The organism is Nonomuraea sp. NEAU-A123, from assembly GCF_018603905.1.
Classification (GTDB): Bacteria; Actinomycetota; Actinomycetes; order Streptosporangiales; family Streptosporangiaceae; genus Nonomuraea.
Genome location: NZ_JAHFZZ010000011.1, coordinates 170,878 through 191,996, shown reverse-complemented (window position 1 = coordinate 191,996; position 21,119 = coordinate 170,878). Strand labels below are relative to the sequence as shown.

The following is a 21,119-nucleotide window of genomic DNA, read 5'->3' as shown; positions in this document are numbered from 1 at the left end:
GGGGATCGGCGCCTCTGTATCAGTGACAACCTGTGGATCAGTGACAAAGTGCGACACTGAGGTTGCTCGGGTGGCCTGACTGACACGTCAGAGCGGTCAGGGTGCTGCCGCCGCTGGCGACGTCGCTGCTGGCCGGGGTCTCGAGACCCTGCAGGTCGAGAAGTACCATGTTTTACACCTCCTTCTGGGACTGGTTGGAGACAGGCCGCCGTTCGGCGACGGCCTCGAGGAAGGGCAGGCGTCCCGGCTGTTCGCCCATCACTGTGCCGAGGGCGAACAGGACGCCTGCCGTTCCGGTCGCGAAATCCATGGAGAAGCGGAGCAGTTGGTCGCCGGGGAAGGCCAGACCGCCGCCGTACGGCAACGCGTGCCAGCGCATGCCCTTGACCTGGGCGTCGGCCGGGCCGCCAAGCCCGCAGCCGAGCGCGGCGACGATGCCCGCGCGCCCGGTGAACAGCCCCGGCTGGACGAAGAACCCGGAACGCGCGACCAGCCGCAGATCGCGTAGCGCGGTCGCGAACGTCTCGTCCTCCCGGTGCGCCAGGTAGCGGGCGAGCACCAGGCCGATCCCGACGGACCCCTCGTCCAGGTACGGCAGCAGCCGCCAGCCCTGGTTCACCTGGAGTGAGCCGTCCTCGGCCGCGCGGCAGCGGCGCAGGTCCTGCCGGAGCGCGACGGCGGCCAGGTCGAGCAGCGCCGTGTCACCGGTGCGTTCGTAGGCGTGCAGGAACAGGAGGGCGGGTCCGGAAGAGCCGTACATGAGCCCGGCCCGTGGATTCGTGCCGCCGCTGATCTCGGGGACGTCGTCGACGCCGCCGAGCCGGTCCGCGCAGATGTCGACGGCCCGGAGGGCGCTCCGTTCCAGTTCGGGGTCGTTCAGGTGGAAGAGGTTCAGCCCGATGCCGGACAGGCCGGAGAAGAGCGCCGATTCCAGGCGGTCCCACTTCTCGCGCAGGCTGATCTCGATCACGTCGAGCGCGTCCTGCCGGTGGCCGAGCAGGTCGAGTACGTGGGCGATGCCGTGCAGGCCGTCGTAGAAGCCGAGGCCGGAGCCCGGCGCCGGCCGCTTGGCCCGCGAGAGCAGCCAGTTCTCGTACTCGGGTAAGCGGCCGGCTCCGGTCGTCTCCAGGGCGTACAGGACGCCGGCGGCGCCGTAGGCGAGGTTCAGTCCGCCGCCCGGCTGGAACTGGGACACGTCGCCGGGGAAGAGCCGGTCGTCGCGTTCGGGTGTCGCGGACGCCCGGACGGCCCGCCACATGGCGGCACGCAGTTCGGGCCAGGGGGCGCTCCCGGGCAACGGCAGGGCGCGCATCTCGCCGTCGTCGCGCTCGTCGCCCGCGATCGTGGACACCGCCGGCGCGATCTCGGGGGTGAACGTGTCGCCCACGATCTCGCCGAGGTGCCGGACCTTGGCCCGGTGTAACGGCAGCATGATGGTGCACTGCGGGGCGAACAGCCCAAGCCGCAGGCAGGCCATCGCGTACCTGTCGACGTCGACGCCCTGCCGGTCGGCCGGCGCCACGTACGCGGGGTGGGCCAGCGCGGCGCGACTGCCCTCCTCGGCGAGCGTGGCGACCTCATAGTCGATGAGCACGACGCGGCCGCTGTCGGTCAGCAGGATGTTGTCGGGGTGCAGGTCGCCGAAGACCACGCCGCGCTCGTGCAGCGACCCGAGCGCCCGCTCGACCCGGTCCAGGGTGTCGAGGGCCCAGTCCGTGTAGCCGGCGATGTCGTCCGGGGCGCAGGTCGCCCGGGTCATGGGGTACCTGTGCACCAGGCGCCGTTGCAGCGTGGTCCCGTCGACGAACTCCTGCACCAGGAAGTGATGCTCGCCGAGGGTGAAGTAGCCGAGCAGGTCCGGCGCCGCGGGCAGCCCGGCCAGACGGTGCAGTATGTCGCGCTCGTGCGTCAGCCGCGCCACCGCGTCGCGTCCCGCCGTGTCGAGCCCGGCGTGCGGCCTGGCCTCCTTCAGCACGACCCGGTCGCCGGTCCGCTGGTCACGGCCGAGGTAGACGCCGCCGCCGTTGGAGAAGTGCAGCACCTTCTCGATCTCGTACGGCAGGCCGGTCGTGGTCACGGCGTTGCGCGCGGCGAGATGGGGTTCCAGGAACTCGGGCAGCGTCGCCCAGGGCGGCACCGAGAACGTGGCGCCCCGCACGTCGGGCACGAGCTGCCCGTCGCCGTCCTCGACGGCCAGCACCCGCTCGCCGCCGCCGGACAGACAGTGCCGCTCGGCGAAGCCGCCGTAGCGGACGAACAGCGGTCCCTCGCCGTAGCGCAGGTCGCTGAGGATGTACGGGCCGCGCACGTCGCGCAGCAGCTCGTCCAGCTCTTTGAGGACGAGTTCGAGCTGGCCCTCGTCGCGGGGGTAGATCGTGATCAGTTTGCCGCTCGACGCCCGCGAGGCCGCCTTGGAGTTGAGCATGACGTGGACCGGGACACCGCGCAGGAACTTGAACGCGATCCCGCGTGGCATGCAATAGTCCCAGACGGTCTCCACGGCCCGTTCGGCGTCGTCCACACGGGCCGACACGTGGATCTTCCAGCCCTGGGAGGGCAGGGGCGCCACTCCGCCCGGTGCGTAGTAGCACCAGGTCTCGGTCGCCTCGTGCAGCCATCCTTCGGGAACCGGCCGGCGCACGATGGGAAATTCGGCGTCCTCGGCGGTGCTGTGCTCGAGGGTGTCGTAGAAACGACCGTCCGCGAGGCAGTACAGCTCATACTGGTCCATCCGACGCGACCTCCCGTGCGTTGTCAATTAGAGAATGACAACCAGCGAGGAAGGCGTCTAGTAACACACAACATTACTGAGGCGTGCTTATCTCATACGCATTTGTGAGTTTTACATATTTGTTTATCTGCGGGACATAAACCGAAAAGGTGAATTGGTCGCTGCGGACCGCGGTGATCTCCAGCCACCCGCCCAGGCCGGACACCCGTTCGGTGAGGTTCATCAACCCTTGGCCGGACTCTCCCGCCCTGCGTACCGGGCGGACGCCGTCATTCTTGATCGACAGCTGGACGAGCTGGTCGCCTTCGAGCAACTGGATGGCGCAGTGCCGCGCCTCCGCGTGCCGCAGCACGTTGGTCACGCCTTCGCGCAGGGCGTGGGTGAGCGTGTCGGCGACGTCCCCGGGCAGCTCCCGGCACGTCACCCGGATCTGGCACCGGACCCCGACCGACTCCAGCAGGGCGCGGGCCGAGTTCATCTCCCGTTCCAGCGAGGAGCGCCGCTCGCCGTGGGCGACGGCCCGCACGTCCCCGGCCAGGGTGCGCAGCAGTTCCAGCGTCTCACCCACCTCCAGCTTCGCCTTCTCGTTGTCCTCCTCGACCAGCCGCTCGATGAGCTGCGTCTTCAGCACCAGGGCGGTGAGCCGGTGGCCTACCAGGTCGTGCAGGTCCCTGCTGAAGCGGCGTCGTTCCAGCGCCACGGTCGTACGGATGGCGTCGGTCCTGGCGCCGGCCAGTTGCTGCGCCCGCGCGGCCAGACTCACCAGCGCGAACTCCATCAGGCCGAGCACCGGACCGGCCAGCGCCCACCCCCTGTCCGTGAGCGCCTCGCGGGGAGCCGCGAGCAGGACGGGCCCGCAGCACACGGCCAGCGCCACCAGCGCCGTCGACCTGATCCGCTCGGCCACCAGCAGCAGCGCGCCGGCCAGCAGCCCGCACATCGGCGTCCACGCCGCGCCGAACAACGCCAGCGGCAGGTACGTCAGCCACGCCTGCACACCGACCAGCCACCACCCCGCGGACCCGCGCGCCAGAGTCCCCAACACGAACTGGGCGTGGACGGCCAGCAGGACGAGCAATGTCACCGAGGCCGTCAGCGAGAACCCGGAACCGGCCAACCCCCACTGCACCGGAACCGTCAGGGCGAGGAGCCCGGCCGTGAAGGCCAGCCAGGCCATGTTCAGGGGTGACGAGGGAACGATTCCGAGTAAGCGCAGCCGGGGAACCGGCTGACTGCCTGATCCATTCACTCGTCCCCCGATACGCTGCGTCGCGAGCATCTTCTCTTTTCCCACGTGGATTCTGTAAAGCTCCTTGTCTACATCGAGCACCACTCCCTGCCCGCCCCCGCCTGACTTAGGCCGCGCAACGTGGTCCTAGGGTTACCGCTATGGATTACAGACGACTTGGTGACACCGGCTTGCGGGTCTCGCGCATCTGCCTGGGCATGATGAGTTACGGCGATCCGGCCAGGCAGGAATGGGCGCTGCCCGAGGACGAGGCCGAGCCACTCGTCCGCCGGGCCGCCGACGGCGGTGTCACGTTCTTCGACACGGCCGACGTCTACAGCGTCGGCGCGAGTGAGGTCGTGACGGGGAACATCCTGCGCAAGATCTTCCCCAGGCGCGAGGACTATGTGCTGGCCACCAAGGTCTATTTCCCGATGAGCAGGGGAGCCAACGACCGGGGCCTGTCGCGCAAGCACATCCTCGACTCGATCGACGCCTCGCTGCGCCGGCTGGGCACCGACTATGTGGACCTCTACCAGATCCATCGCTGGGACGACGAGACGCCCATCGAGGAGACGATGGAGGCACTGCACGACGTGGTCAGATCGGGCAAAGCCCGCTACATCGGCGCCTCGTCCATGTGGGCGTGGCAGTTCGCCAAGGCGCAGCACGTGGCGCGGGACAACGGGTGGACCAGGTTCGTGTCCATGCAGAACCACTACAACCTGCTGTACCGCGAGGAGGAGCGGGAGATGCTCCCGCTCTGCGCGGACCAGGGCGTGGGCGTGATCCCGTGGAGCCCGCTGGCGCGCGGCGTACTGGCCCGCGCGGGCGCGTCCAAGTCGACGACCGGCGCGGGCGCGCCGGAGTCGACGACGAGGGCGGGCTCCGACGCGCGCATCGACGCCCTCTACGATCCCGAGAACGACGGGCTCATCCTGGACCGGGTGGCGGAGGTCGCGCGTGAGCACGGGCTGCCGGCGGCCCAGATCGCGCTGGCCTGGGTGCTGCGCCAGCCGACCGTCACCGCTCCGATCGTCGGGGCCACCAAGCCGGGCCACGTGGACGACGCGCTCGCCGCGCTGTCCGTGTCGCTCTCCGACAAGAACCTGGCCTCCCTCGCCGACCCATATCGGCCGCGCGAAGTGCGTATGTGAACAGCTTGAGTCTTCTTTACGGCCGGCACGGGAGGGCCCACCCACCCTCCGGTGCTGGGGTCTCTCCAGGGGAACGCTCCTCCGGTGGAGGTGGCCGGGCGCCGTTACGTGCGTGTTCTTGACCATCTGGGTGGTCACTTCGTGGCCACCTGGACGGTCGGTCCAGCGTCCGGTTCCGATGGGCTTCACTGGACACTGTACGCGTCCGATCCGTCACTGTCGCGTATCGCCGCTAATGCCATGAAGAGGGTGAAGGCTTGGACTTCTTGTACGGCTCCGGGACCTCGCGCTGTCTCCCGAGCTCGCCGTTTGTCGGAGTGGATCCCTAAGCTGAGCCCATGGCTAGGGCTAACGATGATGCGGCGGCGGCGCTTACCGAGTACGCGGAGCTGTTCGCGTTGACCGGCGGTGACGCCTTCCGGGTGCGGAGCTATCAGAAGGCCGCCAAGGCGATCGCCGGGTTCCCCGAGGACATCTCGGTGGCCGACGTACGCGGTGTGCCGGGCGTGGGCGAGGCGATCGCCAAGAAGATGGAGGAGTTCCTGCAGCGCGGGAGCTTCCGCCAGCTCGACGACCTGCGCGGCCGGGTGCCCGAAGGGGTGCGGCGGCTGACCCGCGTGCCCACCTTGGGGCCGAAGACGGCGATCATGCTGTTCGAGGACTACGGCATCGACTCCCCCGCCGCACTCGGCGAGGCGATCACCTCCGGGCGGCTCGACGGCGTCAAGGGGCTCGGCCCGAAAACCCTCGCCAACCTGCTCAAGGGCATCGAGCAGCTCGAACAGTCGGGCCGCAGGGTGCACATCGGCGTCGCCATGTCCCTGGCCGAGCAGGTGATGACGTCGCTGAAGGCCGAGCGCATCGCCTACGCCGGGTCGCTGCGGCGGATGAAGGACACGATCGGCGACATCGACATCCTGGCCGTGGCGCCCGAGTCCATCATGACGGAGTTCCGCGCCCAGCCATATGTCGCGGAGATCATCGCGGCGGGCGACAAGAAGACGTCGATACGCACCACGTCCGGCCTCCAGGTGGACCTGCGCGTGGTGCCCGCCGAGTCGTGGGGCGCGGCGATGCAGTACTTCACCGGCTCGAAGGAGCACAACGTCGCCATCCGGGAGATGGCGGTGAAGAAGGGGTGGAAGCTCTCGGAATACGGGCTGTTCGAGGGCGAGAGGGTGATCGCCTCGGAGTCCGAGGAGGACATCTACGCCGCGCTCGGCATGCAGTTCGTACCCCCGCCCATGCGCGAGGACGGCGGCGAGGTGAAGGCGGCGCTCCGCGGCGAGCTGCCGACCCTCGTACAACTCGCCGACCTCAAGGGCGACCTGCACACGCACACCAACCTGACGGACGGCATCGCCTCGCTGGAGGACATGGTGGCGGCGGGCCACGCCCGCGGCTACGTCTACTATGCGGTCACCGACCACGCCCCTGATCTGGCCATGCAGCGGATGACCCTGGACAAGGCGCTGGAGCAGCGGCAGCAGGTGGCGGACCTGCAACAGAAATATCCCGACATGCGGCTCCTGCACGGCACCGAACTCAACATCGCCCCCGACGGCTCCGTCGACTGGCCCGGCGAGATCCTCCGCGAGTTCGACGTGTGCGTGGCCTCGGTCCATTCGCACTTCAGCATGTCCCGGGATGAAATGACCCGCCGCTTCATCGCTGCCTGCGAAAACCCCTACGTCGACATCATCGGCCACCCGACCACCCGCAAGATCGGCAAACGCCCGCAGGTGGACGCCGACTGGGAAGCCGTCTTCCGCGCGGCCGGCCGCACCGGGACGGCCATGGAGATCGACTCCTTCCCAGACAGATCGGACCTGCCCGCCGACCTGGTACGGCTGGCGAAGCACCATGGGGTGAAGTTCTCGATCGACAGCGATTCACACGCCATCCCCCACCTGACGAACCAGCGGTTCGGCGTCGGGATCGCCCAGCGCGCGTGGCTGACCACGGAGGACGTCATCAACACCTGGCCGTTGGAGCGACTGCTCGCATTCCTCGGCCGGTAGGCGCGGCCATCGCCCCGCACGGAATTGACGCGCTTCCCGGGATTCATCCCGGGGAGCGCGTCAATCCTTCGCCACCTCAAACCTCAGGTGCGTGGCGAACGGCGACTCCAGCACCCGGGTCCGCCGCAACCGGACCTGCTCACTCCCGATCTCGAACAACCTGATCCCTGCCCCCAGCAGCACGGGCGCCAGATGGATCTGCAGGTCGTCGACGAGCCCGGCACGGAGAAACTGCCGCCCCACATCGGCCCCGCCACCGATCGCGACGCCCCGATCTCCCGCCACCGCCCGAGCCTGCGCCAACGCGCTCTCAACTCCGTCGGTGACGAACGTGAACGGCGAGCCCTCCCTGACCCACTCCTCCGGCGGCCGATGAGTCATCACGAAACAGGGCAGCCCACCCGGCGAATGACCACCCCAAGCCCCCGACACCTCGAACGTCCTCCGCCCCACGATGATCGCCCCCACCTCAGCGACCAGCTCGCCCAGGACCTCCGCGTCGATCCCCTTCGCCCCGAAGCTGCCCCACTCGCCACCATGCACCCAGTCGTGCAGAACCTCCCCGCCCTCCCCGAGCCCCCACCCAGGCTCGTCGTTCGGCGCGGTGATGAAGCCGTCGAGCGACATCGAAATCGAGAAGATGACCTTTCCCATCAAGCCCCTCCAACCACTCGTGGTCGCGTTCTGTCCGATCGTGTACGTCCGGCTCACGCGCCGGACGCGAAGCCTTCGCCTGGCGCGCCAGCGAACCCAGCCGGTGGCGCGCCGGCGATCCTCGCGCCACCCTGAACGGCCGCCCACACCCTCTGGCTATGAAGACCGCCCGGCGCCTAAGAACTCATCACACGAGGGCCCATCCAGCTACCCACGACGGCGATCCCCCCGAAGGCGATCTCTGAACGACATGCCACCCCGGCCCAACCCACCCGCAGATCATCCCTGGGGATGACCACCCCTGTACGCCGAGATCCAGGCGGCCTACCAGGCGGCCTTCCCTTCCTCACCGAACCGGGTGGTGGGTGGTCATCCCCCAGTATGACCACCCACAGGTTGATGTGGCCGCCAGCGGAATACGAGAAAGTAATCCCCAGCCACCACCCCCACGGAAGGACGGCGATCATGTCACCGGCGCCCAAGCGATCGAGAGCCCGCACGATCTGGACCCGGGCTCTCGCAGCGCTGGCCGTGCTGCTCGTCGCCGCCGTCGCCGGCGTGGCGGTGGCCTACCCGTCCGTGGCCGCCACGACATGCCCCGGCTGCTATGGCCTGACAGAGCTGCGCCCAGGCGTCTACATCGAGCACGACCTATCGCCCCAGCAACGATCACACGTCAGCCAGACGGTCGACGCCGCCACGAAGAGAGTCGACACCTTCTACGGCGGCAGAAAGAGCTCGCCCAGCCTGCTCATCTGCACCACCGAGGAGTGCTACCAGCACATCGGCGGCCACAAGGAGCGTGGCATCGCCGTTCTGGACCGCTCGGTGATGCTGTCGCCCCGCGGCCTCGACACGGTCATCGCTTCACACGAGATGTCCCACGTCGAGCTCCACACCCGCCTCACCTCCGGGGCGGAGGTCCCGCAGTGGTTCGACGAGGGCCTCGCCGTAGTCGTCTCCGACGACTCCCGCTACCTCGCCCCGCGAACGACCGGCGACCGCTGCCTGGTCCCACCGACCGCTCCACTGCCGGTCTCCTTGGACGAGTGGCTGAGTACGGCCAGCAAGGAGGCGGACACGTATGCCAAGGCCGCCTGCCAAGTAGACCGCTGGCTCCGTGCCAACGGGCACCGGCAGGGCTTGGAGTCCCTCATCCAACACCTCAACGCCGGCCAGCCCTTCGACTCACTCGTCCCCAACTGAGCACCCCCGGCTCCTTCGCCCACAACGGAGGACTTCCAGCAACTCGAGGAGCCTCCCGTCGCTCGTCCCCAATCGAGCACCCCCTCCTCCACCCACACCTCGACCTCACCCATCAGCCGACAGCCGCGTGCTGCCAGCCACCTGGGCGAACTTCCCGCCGTCAACGAGCAAATGCGTGTTCTACATGCCACGGACACCCACGCAGCACCCCGCACTTCGGCTTTCGCCCGCTCATGACCGCACTGTCAGCGAACTGACACCTCAGCCACAGAGCCGCACACCGGGAGTCCGCGACACCAGGACATCAGGACATCGGGGCATCGGGGCATCGGGGCATCGGGGCATCGGGGCATCGGGAGCCTGAGCCCGGGGAGCCCGGGACACCAACAGGAACATCCACGGCCTTCGTGCGGACCAGCGGGGCATGATCACCGCACCCGCGACGGCAGCACCGACGACAGCGACCCCCCTAGCCCCCGACCCCAGTCGCAGTCCCAGCTACGTATTGCCGCTGGTCATCACCGAGCACACCAGCTCTAACGAATTAGTCGCACCAGTCGCCCAGGACCGTATGCAGCACCAACCCCTCTCCGCCAGAAAGACATCCTAGAGACCGTTGGATGTGGTTGGATATGCGCATGCTTGACTGGCTCGAGAACCTATCCACCTCGAAAGAACTAGCAGATCTGGGATTTCGCTTTCTCGCCAGACAAAAAATAACAACCCGCCAACAACCAGAATCAAGAATCGCCGACATCGGCGGATCCGACGCCGCACCGTATTACGGAATAAGTCTCATCCACCGCAAGACCGAACCCAACCTCCTCTACGCCAGATTCGCCGAAGACTACGGAGACACGGTCGAAGCAATTGCCGCTCGGCGTGATCCCGGCCGACGACCCCGACAACCCCGAGGAGACCATCGACGACGTGGTGGAGATCGAACGCGGCCTGATCTTCAACCGCTTCCTCACCACCTACCAATGGACGCTGCACAGCGGCAACTACACCACCAACGATGGCGAACCGTTCACCACCCCGTACACCTCCATGGAAACCATCTACTCCCGGTCGTTGATCTCCCTTGACTGCCGCTATTCCCCGGCAGGCTGCCATCTGACCCTGGAGGTCGATTATCCTCCGGAGGAGGACACGGAATCCGTACGCGCGCTCCTGGATTCCCTTTCCGACCACTGGCCGGACAATGACCTCCTGACCGACGACCTGCCATTCGACGTGATCGGCGCCATCGCCGGGCTGGGTATTCAGCTACAGCCCGAGCACAGATTGCGCGGCTGGATCGAAGAGGGTGACGCGAGCACCCTGATAAGCCTGTACTACGTCGTCGCCAACAATGACGCGAACACCCCACAAGAGGCCGACGAACGGGTCCGGGCACTCCTGTCCCCCTACAGCCGCAGCCCCCACGAAGACATCCGGTACATCGTGAAACTGCTCGCCGAACGTCATGACCTCCTCGACCTGGCGGAGGCCACCGAAGCCTGACCGAGAGGGGCGGAATGAAGCCAGGGTCACTTCGGGGACGGGTTCGTCCACGACCAAGAGGATGGCTTCAACCTCAGGCGGTCTGACGAGGCGAGTACAACCACGGGTCGCGCAGGTCGAAGTAGGCGGGCTCGCCCTCGAACAGCCCCTTCCACGCCTCGAAGAGCTCCCGCATCTCGGCCGGGAGCGGCTTGCCCTCGCCTTCTCTGGCCGCCTGCTCGGAGGTGAAGTACGCGACCTCGGTGTATCCGCCGTCCCCGTGCAGGGCGGCGAACCCGCCGATGAGGTCGGGCCGGAACCCGGCCAGGCCCTGCTCGCCCCGGGCGATGACCTCGTGCATCCGCTCCGGATCCCGGATCCGCCCCTGCATCACCTGGACGAATCCCGCCGAATCCGACCCGCCCTCCAGATACGTGTACACCTCGGTGCAGTCGTGAAAGGCCACCTCACCGCTGAAGAGCTTCGCAGTCTCGGCCCACCACTGACCCTGCTCGGGCCGCTCGCTGTTGCGCCATGCGACCTCTTGCGACTCGAACCGCGCCGTGTTCACGAACATGCCGTCGTCCGTCACACCGGCGGTCGTGCCAAGCCAGCCATCCACTCCCGGCGCGAGCTCGGCATGCCAACGGTCCAACGCCGCCCGCATCTCGCCGGCGTCCGTGATCTGTCCCTGAATGACCTGGATGAACATCGCGGCCCCCTCGCTGTGTACCTCAGCACCACGCTAGGAGCCTGCCCGTGAAGGTCGAGATGTCAGGGCCCCATGCCATGTCCAAAACTTGCTGTCGCCCCTTGACCATGGCAATCAGACACCACCCGCCACCCCTTCCTACCGACCACTCAAGAGCCACCCACCGACCAGTCACCTCTTACGGCCTCGCCGACATGCCTCCATGACCCCGCTGTCGTGGCCCCGCTGTCTCGCCGTCATGGCCTCGCCGTCATGGACCCGCCGCCCCCTGTCATGGACCCGCCGTCATGGCGCCGCCGCCCCGCCGTCCGTCGCCTCCCTGTCATGGCCCCGCCGTCATGGCGCCGCCGCCCCGCCGTCCGTCGCCTCCCTGTCATGGCCCCGCCGCCATGGACCCACCGTCATGTGCCGCCGTCGTCATGTGCCGTCGTCTCAAATCTCGGGCATGTTCTCACGGGGACTAGCTGGAGAGAAGCCCCCAGTCGCGATTAAATGGTTTCCCTGTAGGAAATACGGACTATGGAGGTGACGCCCCATGGAGCAAGCCCTGGCGACGATCGTCAAACCGCTGCCCGCCCACCTGTTCAGGGTCCACGACGGCAGCGCCGAGATGCGGTGGGAAGCCATGGCTGGGCAGGGGTACCACACCCCAATAGACCGATTTTTCGTGCGAAATCATACGTACACTCCCAACATCAACCCCACCACCTGGCGGCTCCGGCTCCACGGCCCCGGGCTGCGATGTCCCGGCGAGTACGACTACGACCAGCTTCGTGCCATGCCGTCACGGACCATCAACGCCGCGATCGAGTGCGCCGGAAACGGGCGTCGGCTGTACAGGACGCAGCAGCACAATCCGGCCCCGGGCACGCAGTGGGGACTGGGCGGGATCGGGGTCGCGCGGTGGCGCGGGGTGCCGCTCAGCTACCTGCTCCAGCACGCGGGCCTGCGGCGGGACGCCGTGGATCTGCTGCCGAGCGGCCTCGACGCGCCGTTCGAGGACCACGGGCACGTACGCAGGCCGCTCCCCGTCGGCAAGGCCATGGACGACGTGCTCGTCGCCTACGAGATGAACGGCCGGCCGCTCCCGCTCGACCACGGATTTCCGGCACGCCTGGTGGTGCCGGGATGGGTGGGAATAGCGTCCATCAAATGGCTGGGTGACATCGAAGTAGCAACCCGCGAGCTCACTTCACCGTGGAACACCGTCTTTTACCGCGACGTAACGACCCAGCCGGTGAAGAGCGCTTTCGAGCTCGCCTGGAATGCGCGACTGATGGCCGGGCGGCCGTACATCCTGCACGGCAGGTCGTGGTCGGGACAGGGACGGATCGTCCGGGTCGATGTCAGCAGCGACGGCGGGCGGAGCTGGCACCAGGCCGAACACCACGGCCGGCACCTGGTCAGCGCCTGGTTGCCGTGGCACATCGAGTGGGCGCCCAAGCCGGCGGGGGCGTACGAGCTGATGGCGCGGGCGACCGACGAGACGGGGGTGACGCAGCCGCTGACGACGCCGCACCACCCGTTCGGATATCACTTCGGCGCCGTCGTGCGACACCCTATTTCCGTTGTCCACGGATAGATAATTGTCACCGATCCGGTGTGAGCTGCGCATTGACTAAAGGGTTGTACGGCGCACCTGAATTCATCTGAAAGACTCTCGCGGAAACTTCACGGCAATCCTCGCGTGTGATGGTAGCCACATTCCGAGAAAGGGAGAGCAGATGCGCCAGCTCACCGCCCTCGACGCCCAGTTCCTCAATGTCGAGTCCGCGACCACCGCCGCTCACGTGGCGGGCCTGGCGATCCTTGATCCCGCCGACGGCTACGTGACCCGCGACAACCTCGCGGCCCTGCTACTGGAGCGGCTGCACCTGTCGCCCGCGCTCAGCCTGCGACTGGCGGAGGTGCCGCTCGGGCTCGACCGGCCTTACTGGGTGCCCGACCCCGATTTCGAGATCGGCAACCACCTGTTCGAGATGACGCTGCCCGCGCCCGGCGGTGACCGGCAACTGGCCGAGGCGGTGGCCGCCATCCACGCCCGCCGGCTCGACCGGGCTCATCCGCTGTGGGAGATGCACCTGATCAACGGGTTGGCCGACGGTCTGGTCGGTGTCTACACCAAGGTGCATCACGCGGCCATCGACGGCGTCTCGGGCGCGGAGACACTCGCCACGCTGCTCGACCTCTCCCCCAACACCCGCCATGCGCTCCCGCCCACCTGCAAGTCGAGTCAGACACCAAGCCAGATAAGCCGGATCGGCGAGACGGGCCGGACGAACAAGGTCAAGGCACCGGAGGACGAGGCCCGCCAGACCGCGAAAGACCAGGCCCCCAGCCTGGTGAGCATGCTGGCGGGCGCCGCCGTACAGACCGCCACCCACCCCGTACGCGCCCTCCGCTCGGCCGTCAAGGCGGCCGGTGACCTCGACGCGATCCCCCTGGCCGCCACCATCCCCGGCTCGCGGCTGATCGCCAAGGCGGCCAGGTTCGTCGCCCGCGACGAACAGCGCCGCCCCGAACTCCCCGGCCTGGCCGTCCCGCGCACGCCGTTCAACGGGCCGATCAGCGGGCGCCGGCACCTGTCGTTCGGTTCGGTCTCGCTCAAGGACGTCAAGAGCGTGGCCAAGGCCAACGGGATGAGCGTCAACGACATCGTCATGGCGCTGTGCACGTCGGCGCTGCGGTCGTGGCTGGAGGAGCGTGACGCGCTGCCCGACGAGCCGCTGATCGTCGCGGTCCCCGTCGCGGTCCGTACGTCCGGCGCCGGGGAGGTGGTGGGCAACCAGATCTCCGCCATGATCACCCCGATCCCCACGAACGTCGCCGATCCGGTGCAGCGGCTGCGGACCGTCGGCGCCACCATGAGCACCGCCAAGCGGCGCTTCGCGCTGGCGCCGCCCGCCTGGCTGAACGAGCTCTGCTCACTGCTGCCCGCTCCCATCACCAGCCTGGCGACCCCGGCGATCTTCCGGCTGGCGTCGGTGACGTTCCCGCCGATCAACCTGATCATCAGTAACGTGCCCGGACCGCAGTTCCCGTTGTACCTGTGCGGGGGACGGATCCTGTCGTACTACCCGCTGTCGGTGCTGACCGACCTGAGCGGCGGCGTGAACATCACCTGCTTCTCCTACGACGGCATGCTCGACTTCGGCGTGGTGGCCTGCCCCGAGCGGATGGACGACGTGTGGGGGCTGCTCTCCCACCTGCAGTCGGCCCTCGACGAGCTGTCAGATGAGCGAGTGGGCGATGAGTTCCGCGACCGCGTCGGGATCGATCTGGTGGCCGGTTAGCTGGCAGAGGTTCTCCTGGTAGAGCAGTACGGCCGCGAACGTGGCCGCCGCCACCTCCAGCCGGGCCGCGCCGCCCCGCGCGCCCGGCAGCGCCAGTTCGAGCGCGAACCTGGCCCGGCTGATCAGCTCGCCGTTGAGGCGGCCGAGCCGCTCCTTGACCGAGCCGTGCGTGTCGGCCTCGCGGAACAGGATGCGCCGCATCGCCGGTGAGGCGTGCAGCGGCAGCCTGCGGGCCAGCCGCGACAGCGTGCCCGCCGGGTCTCCGGGCACGGCGTCGACCTCGTGCCCCTCTTCGACCAGTGTGCGCTCGTCAATCAGCGCGACCAGGACGTCGATCTTGCGCGGGAAGTAGTGGAAGATGAGCCCTTTGGGCACGGCGGCCAGCCTGGCGATGAGCGCGGTCGGCGTGGCCTCGTAGCCGCCACCGGCGAAGAGCTCCTCCGCCGCGTCCAGGATGCGCGTCCGCGCGTCGCCGACCTCCACAGCCGCACCCTAGCGTCACCCATAACCCCCCGGTAATGCCGTGAAGGCGAGAGCCTCGTACGCGCGGATCTCATTGAACGCCGATGGCCCGGGTGAGCATGGGGTAGGCCCGGTGCAGCTCCCGCTGCCAGGAGGCGTGGTTGTGCCCGCCGCGGTGGAAGTGCGTACGTACCGGAATCCCCAACCCCGCGAGCCGCCCCGCGAACGCCCGCGCGGCCCGGTTGGCGAGGTCCTCGACCAGGTCGCCTGCGCCCGCGGCCACGTAGAGCTCGACCCCCTTGAGCCTCCCGGCCTGGTCGTAGGGGTTGTGGGCGCGCCACACGGCGCGCTGCTCGGCCGGATCTCCCCAGACGCGCTTCCAGTCGGTGCCGAAGCAGCCGATCGTGGTGCCCGCCATCACGGCCTGCGGCACGCCGGGTTCGAGGATGTGCACGGCTCCGCTGAACGAGGCCGCCGCCTTGAAGTAGCCCTTGGCGGCGTACAGCATGGCGCCCTGGCCGCCCATCGAATAGCCCGCGACGGCCCGCTCCCGCCCGGCGCGGTAGCGGGATTCGAGCAGCGGCAGCAGCTCCTTGAGGTGGTACGTCTCCCAGCGTGGCGGGCCGCCGTCGCCACCGTTCCACCAGTCGGAGTAGCTGCCGCACTTGCCGCCGTCGGGCATCACCACCATCAGCCCGGAGTCCCGGGTGAGCGCGTCGACGTCGGTCTTGGCGGTCCACGTGGCGTAGTCGTCGAGGCCGCCGTGCAGCAGCCAGAGCACCGGCCAGTCACGGCGCGCCTCCCAGCCCGCGGGGAGCAGCAGGCGGACCTTCGTGGTGCCGGCCAGCGCCCGCGACCTGATCGTCAGCTCCATCCTGCGCTCGTCGAGCCGCTTCTCCTCGACCACCTCGGCCGCTCGCGTGCTCCTCGACGGAACCGGCTGAGGGGCGGGCTCGCCGTCACGATGGAGCAGGAGTACGGCCGTCGTGCCCAAGGCGAAAAGGCCGCCGGCGACGACCGCGCCGACCAGGCAGCCGCTTAATCGGGATGCCACCAGAGCCTCCCTTTTCGATGCGCGGATAATAGCGAAGATGAGATCAATCGCCACCACGGATCTGACCGTGTTCCCGATATGCCTTGGCACCAACGTCTTCGGCTGGACCGCCGACAGGGCGGCGTCCTTCGAGGTGCTCGACGCGTACGTCGAGGGCGGCGGCAACTTCATCGACACGGCCGACGTCTACCCGTACTGGGCCACCGGCGAGTCCACCTCCGAGATGATCATCGGTGACTGGCTGGCGGAGCGCGGCAACCGCGACTCGCTCGTGCTGGCCACCAAGGTCGGCATGCTGGCGGGTCTGGAGGGCCTGGCGCCCGCGACCATCCGCACCGCCGTCGAGAACTCTCTGCGCCGGCTGCGTACCGACCGGATCGACCTCTACTGGGCGCACGTCGACGACCGCGACACCCCGCTCGCGGACACGCTGGCCACGTTCGGGGCGCTGGTCGAGGAGGGCAAGATCCGCCACATCGGCGCCTCCAACTACGGCGCCGACCGGCTGGCGGAGGCGTTGCGGGTGGCCGACGACGAGGGCCTGCCCAGGTACGTCGCGCTCCAGCAGCCGTACAACCTGGTCGACCGCGCCTATGAGGGTGAGCTGCGGGACGTGGTGGCCAGGGAGGGGCTGTCCAGCACACCGTACTTCTCGCTGGCCCGCGGCTTCCTGACCGGCAAGTACACCCCGGGGACCACGATCGACAGCCCCCGGGCAGGGCAGGCGGCCTCATACCTGGAGACGGAGCACGGGCCGCGGACGATCGAGGCCCTCGCCAAGGTGGCCGCGGAGCACGACGCCGAACCGGCGGCGGTGGCGCTGGCCTGGCTGGCCGCCCAGCCCACGATCACCGCGCCGATCGCCAGCGCCCGCGACGTCAGGCAGCTCCAGCCGCTCCTCACGGCGGCCGCGCTCACCCTGACCGCCGACGAACTACACCTCCTGGACACGGCCTCCCGCCCCTGACCACGGAGAACTGCGGGATCCAATGGGAGCTCCTACCCAGGTGCGATCTTGAATCCCTACCAAAGATCATGTGATACTCCACAAGAGTTCTTACTCTTGTCAGGAAATGTCCGTCAGGTGAGACGGGCTGTTGGAGGATCGCGTGGCACCCGGACTTCCAACCGACGAACAAGAACCCCAAGTCCTGCCCTTCCACCAAGCCCTCCCCAGGCTGCTGCGAGACCCGGTCACCGAGCTGGCCAAGATGGGCACCGACGCCGGCGGGCGGATCGTCCGGCTGCACATCGGCCCGTTCCGGCCCTACCTGGTCTCCCATCCCGACCACGTCCAGCAGGTGCTCAAGACCGACTGGTCCACCTTCGTACGCGAAGGCATGTTCTGGCGGCCGCTGCGGCGCGTGACCGGCCAGAGCATCCTGGGTGAGGGCGCGGGCTGGGAGTCCAGCAGGAAGGTCCTCCAGCCGCTGTTCACCGCGAGGTACACGGCTTCGCTGGGCGAGGACCTGGCCGACATCATCGCCGGCCGCGTCGCCGAGCTGGACGAGCACGCGCGGACCGGCCGGCCGATCGACGCCGGGCACCAGATGACGGCGATCGTCAACGAGAGCGTCATCAAGGTGCTGTTCGGCGGGCGGATCCCCCGGGATGTCGCCGAGCGGCTGCTGCCCGAGTTCGCCACGTGCGCCACGTCGATCGGCTTCCGGCTGCTCTTCCCCTTCGTGCCCTACTCCGTCAGGGTGCCGGGAGACCGGGCCTTCCTGGCGGCCACGAAGAAGATCGACGAGATCGTCCACCCCTTGATCGAACGGGCTCTCAAGGAGGGCACCGACACCAACGAAGTGGTCTCGGCGCTGCTCAGGGCCAGGATCCGGGAGACGGGCACGGCCGATCTGCGGCAGGTCCGCGACGACCTGGTCAGCGTCTACGGCGCGGCGTCGGAGACCACGGCGGTGTCGCTGACCTGGCTGTGGTCGGTGCTGCACGACTATCCCGACGTGTACGCCAAGCTGCGGGAGGAGATCGGCCAGGTGGTCGGCGACGGCCCGGTCCGGCCGGCCCACGTGGCGAGGCTCAGGTATCTCCGCATGGTCCTGCAAGAGGTGGTGCGCTTGTACCCGCCGGGCTGGATCATCCCCCGCCAGGCCGTGGCGGACACCGAGATCGGCGGTGTCCGGATCAAGGCCGGCTCGCAGGTGCTGGTCAGCCCGTACACGACCCATCGGTTAGCGGAGTTCTGGGACCGGCCGCTGGCGTTCGACCCGGAGCGCTGGGCGCCCGAGCAGACCGAGCGCCGGCATCGCTACGCCTCGATCCCGTTCGGCGCCGGCCCGCACGTGTGCCTGGGCCGGCACCTGTTCTTTCTCAAGGCCCCGCTCGTGATCGCCAACCTGCTGAGCAGGTACCAGCTGACGCTGGCCAACCCGCAGCGGCTCACCCCCGTGCCGGGAGCGTCGGTACGGCCGAAGGAGAAACTCATGCTGAACCTGCTGCCGATCGAGCGGAGCCGTCAGGCGTGAGCGGCGGGGAGGCGGCGGCGTTGCTGACGGATCTCATGTTCCGGCCCTGGGGTCAGGTCTCGTCCTCGGTCTACGAGACGGGCCGGCTGGTCACGCTCGTTCCCTGGCTGGTCGGCCACCAGGAGCGGATCGATTACCTGGTCGCCGCCCAGCGGCAGGACGGCGCCTGGGGGGCGCCCGACGGATACGGGCTGGTGCCGACCCTGAGCGCCACCGAGGCGATCCTGTCCGCGCTGCTGCGCGGGGAGTCCGGCACCGACGGGCAGAGCCTCGGGGAGGCCGCCGAGCACGGCCTGCGCGTGCTGGCCGGCTGGCTGGACGGCCCCCTGGAACTGCCCGACATGCCGGCGATCGAGCACATCGTGCCCTCGCTGGTCGCTCTGATCAATCGGCACCTGGAGAGCCTGGCCGGCCACGGCCCGCTGTCACTGCCCGACGGGATGAGCTACGACGCGCTCGACCGGGTCAGATCGTGGATCGAGTCGGGGGCCGAGGTGCCGGAGAAGCTGCTGCACGCTCTGGAGATCGGCGGCCCGGCGGCCAACGGGGCGCCCGTGGGCCGGCCGACGGCGATCGGCACCGTCGGGGCCTCACCCGCGGCCACCGCCGCCTGGCTCGGCGAGCGGGGCGCGCGCGACGTGCACGACCCGGCCCGCGGGCACCTTGAGGCGGTGGCCAGGCGCCACGGCGGTCCGGTGCCCGTCGGGCTGCCCATCACGGTGTTCGAGCGGGGCTGGGTGCTGAGCTGGTTGATCCGCGCGGGCGTGCCCGTCGAGGTGCCGCCGGAGATGGTGGCCGACCTCAGGGCGGCGATCGGTCCCGCCGGCGCCCCCGCCGGCCCCGGGCTGCCCGCCGACGCCGACACGACCTCTGTGGCGCTGTACGCCCTGGCGCTGCTCGGCATGCCGTACGAGCCGGATTGCCTATGGGCCTTCCGCTCCGGCACGCGCTTCTCCACCTGGCAGGGAGAGCAGGGCACCTCGGTCAGCGTCAACGCGCACGTGCTCGACGCCCTCGGCCAGTACGTCGCCTGCCTGCCCGCCGCCGCCGTCCGCTACCGCGAGACCATCGCCGAGGTGGCCGCCTGGATCCGCGAGCGGCAGGAGCCGGACGGGAGCTGGACCGACAGATGGCATGCTTCGCGCTACTACGCCACGGCGGCCTGCGCGCTGGCGCTGGAGGAGTTCGGCGGCGACCTGTCGGCGGGCGCGGTGGACGCGGCCGTCGGCTGGGTGCTGGGGACCCAGCGGCCGGACGGATCGTGGGGCCGCTGGGCGGGCACCGCGGAGGAGACCGCCTACGCGATGCAGATCCTGCTGCTGACCCGGTGGCGGGCGGACCCGCGATGCGAGCGGGCCGTGGACCGCGGTCACGCGTATCTGACCCGGTCGTCAGGCGAGGAGCATCCTCCCCTGTGGCATGACAAGGACCTTTACACGCCGGTCGCCGTGGTCCGCGCCGCCGTCATCGCCTCGTCGCATCTCGCCCGCCGGATCTAACCCTCATGGGACTCCAGATCTCCGGCCAGTTCCTGAACGGTGTACGCGTGCGTGTCCCTGGCCAGGTACCAGCGGCCGTTGAACGACACGCTCCTGCGCTGCCCCTCCGCGATCTCCGCCAGTTCGGCGGGCAGGTCGGCGAGCGCGGCGCCGAACTCCGTGTCGAGCTCGCCGATGTGCGCCGAGACCTTCGTGAGCGCCCGCGCCGTGCCCGTGCCCGCGTTCTCCAGGATGCTGATGGAGTTGGGCTTGCCCTCGGCCTTCTCCCGCTCGAACGTCCTGATGTCGTTGGCCAGCCGCATGCAGGCCGCGCCGAGATGGGTGGCCGGCTCGATCGACGTCCAGTGGGCGGCCTCGGCGGGGACGGGACCGCGGATCGCCAGGGCGGCGGCCCACCAGGTGGGGTAGAGGATCGTGAGCAGGCCGTTCGCCAGGTAGTCCGCGTACTCCGGCCAGGGAGCCCGGCCCGCCGCCCAGGCGCGCTCGCGGACCATGGCCGCGCCGGCCAGCTCCAGCCGTCGCCCCAGGTTCGGCGCGTGGACCGCCGCGCCTGCGTGCCCGTGGAAGCGGGCGCACCACGCCTGCCAGGCGCCCAGGACCTGCTCGATCGGCCCTTCGGCAGCGGGCGTGGCGGCGAAGGACGTGCCGGTGACCGTGGCGCGGAGCCGGGCGATGAAGGCGGTGAAGTCGCGGTCGGACCACTCTCCGGAGATGCCGTCGGCGATGTCGTCGAGGCCGAACAGGATCGCGGTCAGCGCCCCGAGCTCGGCGATCTGGTCCCGGCGCGCGAGCGGGAACGTGGCCGCGGCGGACAGGCAACTGAAGGCCAGCCGGCTCGCCGAGCTCTCGCCATCGGCGAACAGGACGGGAAAGGGGCGCAGCAGCCCGGCCGCTTCGGGAACGGCATCGAGCGCGGCCCGCAGGACGGCGCCCCGGTCCCCCTCGGGCACGCCCGCCAGTTGATGCGATCCCTTGAGCAACCGGTCCGCGAGATCGTTGCGGATGCCGAAGTACGCGCGGCCGCCCGGGTCACTCACCCGCCGAGGATATCCATTAATACGATATTTGACTAATCGAGTCAGAAAAACGGATATTTCACCGCAAATGAATACGGCCGGTTGAGTCAAGATCGCT

At 68.9% G+C, this 21,119-nt stretch carries 17 protein-coding genes; 9 read left to right on the top strand and 8 right to left on the bottom strand.

Annotated elements, in window-relative coordinates; all coding sequences use genetic code 11:
- Positions 1-37: 37 nt before the first annotated feature.
- From KLK06_RS32640 to KLK06_RS32630, 3 genes are all read right to left on the bottom strand, one after another.
- Entirely contained in the window at positions 38-169 is a 132-nt protein-coding gene (locus tag KLK06_RS32640) for a SapB/AmfS family lanthipeptide (RefSeq protein WP_214639519.1), read from the bottom strand.
- Between the two features lie 3 nt (positions 170-172).
- Positions 173-2,731: a class III lanthionine synthetase LanKC gene (gene lanKC / locus KLK06_RS32635; RefSeq protein WP_214639518.1), complete on the bottom strand. Its 2,559-nt coding sequence runs from the start codon at positions 2,729-2,731 to the stop codon at positions 173-175.
- Positions 2,732-2,804: 73 nt separating this feature from the next.
- Positions 2,805-3,908 (bottom strand): sensor histidine kinase, encoded by a 1,104-nt coding sequence (locus KLK06_RS32630; protein ID WP_214639517.1) that lies wholly within the window; start codon positions 3,906-3,908, stop codon positions 2,805-2,807.
- Between the two features lie 212 nt (positions 3,909-4,120).
- Here KLK06_RS32630 and KLK06_RS32625 point away from each other — a divergent pair, with 212 nt between their 5' ends.
- A complete protein-coding gene (locus KLK06_RS32625; protein ID WP_214639516.1) occupies positions 4,121-5,116 on the top strand; it encodes an aldo/keto reductase in 996 nt (331 codons plus the stop codon).
- A 338-nt stretch (positions 5,117-5,454) separates the two neighbouring features.
- On the top strand, positions 5,455-7,137 hold the full coding sequence (gene polX / locus KLK06_RS32620) for a DNA polymerase/3'-5' exonuclease PolX (protein ID WP_214639515.1): 1,683 nt from the start codon (positions 5,455-5,457) through the stop codon (positions 7,135-7,137).
- Between the two features lie 60 nt (positions 7,138-7,197).
- Here the strand turns inward: polX and KLK06_RS32615 are convergent, their stop codons facing one another.
- Positions 7,198-7,791, bottom strand: a complete 594-nt coding sequence (locus tag KLK06_RS32615; RefSeq protein WP_214639514.1) for a dihydrofolate reductase family protein — start codon at positions 7,789-7,791, stop codon at positions 7,198-7,200.
- Between the two features lie 465 nt (positions 7,792-8,256).
- On the opposite strand from KLK06_RS32615, the gene KLK06_RS32610 reads away from it, so the two are divergent.
- Together KLK06_RS32610 and KLK06_RS32605 are read left to right on the top strand one after the other, a co-directional pair.
- Positions 8,257-8,997 (top strand): hypothetical protein, encoded by a 741-nt coding sequence (locus tag KLK06_RS32610; RefSeq protein ID WP_214639513.1) that lies wholly within the window; start codon positions 8,257-8,259, stop codon positions 8,995-8,997.
- An 870-nt stretch (positions 8,998-9,867) separates the two neighbouring features.
- Positions 9,868-10,503: a hypothetical protein gene (locus tag KLK06_RS32605; RefSeq protein WP_214639512.1), complete on the top strand. Its 636-nt coding sequence runs from the start codon at positions 9,868-9,870 to the stop codon at positions 10,501-10,503.
- A 73-nt stretch (positions 10,504-10,576) separates the two neighbouring features.
- Here the strand turns inward: KLK06_RS32605 and KLK06_RS32600 are convergent, their stop codons facing one another.
- Positions 10,577-11,194 (bottom strand): hypothetical protein, encoded by a 618-nt coding sequence (locus KLK06_RS32600; protein ID WP_214639511.1) that lies wholly within the window; start codon positions 11,192-11,194, stop codon positions 10,577-10,579.
- A 535-nt stretch (positions 11,195-11,729) separates the two neighbouring features.
- Between KLK06_RS32600 and KLK06_RS32595 the strand changes: the two genes are divergently transcribed.
- The gene (locus KLK06_RS32595) at positions 11,730-12,776 is read left to right on the top strand and encodes a sulfite oxidase (RefSeq protein ID WP_214639510.1); all 1,047 of its coding nucleotides are present in this window, start codon (positions 11,730-11,732) and stop codon (positions 12,774-12,776) included.
- A gap of 142 nt (positions 12,777-12,918) precedes the next feature.
- Positions 12,919-14,487, top strand: a complete 1,569-nt coding sequence (locus KLK06_RS32590) for a wax ester/triacylglycerol synthase family O-acyltransferase (protein WP_214639509.1) — start codon at positions 12,919-12,921, stop codon at positions 14,485-14,487.
- On the opposite strand, the gene KLK06_RS32585 is transcribed toward KLK06_RS32590, so the two are convergent.
- Both KLK06_RS32585 and KLK06_RS32580 read right to left on the bottom strand, forming a co-directional pair.
- Positions 14,425-14,970 carry a TetR/AcrR family transcriptional regulator gene (locus KLK06_RS32585; protein ID WP_214639508.1) on the bottom strand — a complete coding sequence of 182 codons (546 nt, stop codon included), beginning with the start codon at positions 14,968-14,970 and terminating at the stop codon, positions 14,425-14,427. The two genes, KLK06_RS32590 and KLK06_RS32585, sit on opposite strands and share 63 nt — an antisense overlap.
- A gap of 70 nt (positions 14,971-15,040) precedes the next feature.
- Positions 15,041-16,003, bottom strand: a complete 963-nt coding sequence (locus KLK06_RS32580) for an alpha/beta hydrolase family protein (RefSeq protein WP_214639507.1) — start codon at positions 16,001-16,003, stop codon at positions 15,041-15,043.
- A gap of 37 nt (positions 16,004-16,040) precedes the next feature.
- Between KLK06_RS32580 and KLK06_RS32575 the strand changes: the two genes are divergently transcribed.
- The 3 genes from KLK06_RS32575 to KLK06_RS32565 all read left to right on the top strand — a co-directional run bounded on the left by KLK06_RS32575 (position 16,041) and on the right by KLK06_RS32565 (position 19,985).
- On the top strand, positions 16,041-16,970 hold the full coding sequence (locus KLK06_RS32575; protein WP_214639506.1) for an aldo/keto reductase: 930 nt from the start codon (positions 16,041-16,043) through the stop codon (positions 16,968-16,970).
- Between the two features lie 142 nt (positions 16,971-17,112).
- Positions 17,113-18,486 (top strand): cytochrome P450, encoded by a 1,374-nt coding sequence (locus tag KLK06_RS32570; protein WP_214639505.1) that lies wholly within the window; start codon positions 17,113-17,115, stop codon positions 18,484-18,486.
- Positions 18,483-19,985 (top strand): prenyltransferase/squalene oxidase repeat-containing protein, encoded by a 1,503-nt coding sequence (locus KLK06_RS32565; protein WP_308168549.1) that lies wholly within the window; start codon positions 18,483-18,485, stop codon positions 19,983-19,985. The genes KLK06_RS32570 and KLK06_RS32565 overlap by 4 nt, the downstream gene beginning before the upstream one ends.
- Here KLK06_RS32565 and KLK06_RS32560 read toward each other — a convergent pair.
- Positions 19,982-21,022 (bottom strand): terpene synthase family protein, encoded by a 1,041-nt coding sequence (locus KLK06_RS32560; protein WP_214639504.1) that lies wholly within the window; start codon positions 21,020-21,022, stop codon positions 19,982-19,984. The two genes, KLK06_RS32565 and KLK06_RS32560, sit on opposite strands and share 4 nt — an antisense overlap.
- Between the last annotated feature and the right edge of the window lie 97 nt (positions 21,023-21,119).

Coding starts and splice junctions, on each gene's coding strand:
- KLK06_RS32640 (WP_214639519.1), bottom strand. CDS start 169: ATGGTACTTCTCGACCTGCAGGGTCTCGAGACCCCGGCCAGCAGCGAC.
- KLK06_RS32615 (WP_214639514.1), bottom strand. CDS start 7,791: ATGGGAAAGGTCATCTTCTCGATTTCGATGTCGCTCGACGGCTTCATC.
- lanKC (WP_214639518.1), bottom strand. CDS start 2,731: ATGGACCAGTATGAGCTGTACTGCCTCGCGGACGGTCGTTTCTACGAC.
- KLK06_RS32600 (WP_214639511.1), bottom strand. CDS start 11,194: ATGTTCATCCAGGTCATTCAGGGACAGATCACGGACGCCGGCGAGATG.
- KLK06_RS32630 (WP_214639517.1), bottom strand. CDS start 3,908: ATGGCCTGGCTGGCCTTCACGGCCGGGCTCCTCGCCCTGACGGTTCCG.
- KLK06_RS32625 (WP_214639516.1), top strand. CDS start 4,121: ATGGATTACAGACGACTTGGTGACACCGGCTTGCGGGTCTCGCGCATC.
- KLK06_RS32575 (WP_214639506.1), top strand. CDS start 16,041: ATGAGATCAATCGCCACCACGGATCTGACCGTGTTCCCGATATGCCTT.
- KLK06_RS32590 (WP_214639509.1), top strand. CDS start 12,919: ATGCGCCAGCTCACCGCCCTCGACGCCCAGTTCCTCAATGTCGAGTCC.
- KLK06_RS32595 (WP_214639510.1), top strand. CDS start 11,730: ATGGAGCAAGCCCTGGCGACGATCGTCAAACCGCTGCCCGCCCACCTG.
- KLK06_RS32610 (WP_214639513.1), top strand. CDS start 8,257: ATGTCACCGGCGCCCAAGCGATCGAGAGCCCGCACGATCTGGACCCGG.
- polX (WP_214639515.1), top strand. CDS start 5,455: ATGGCTAGGGCTAACGATGATGCGGCGGCGGCGCTTACCGAGTACGCG.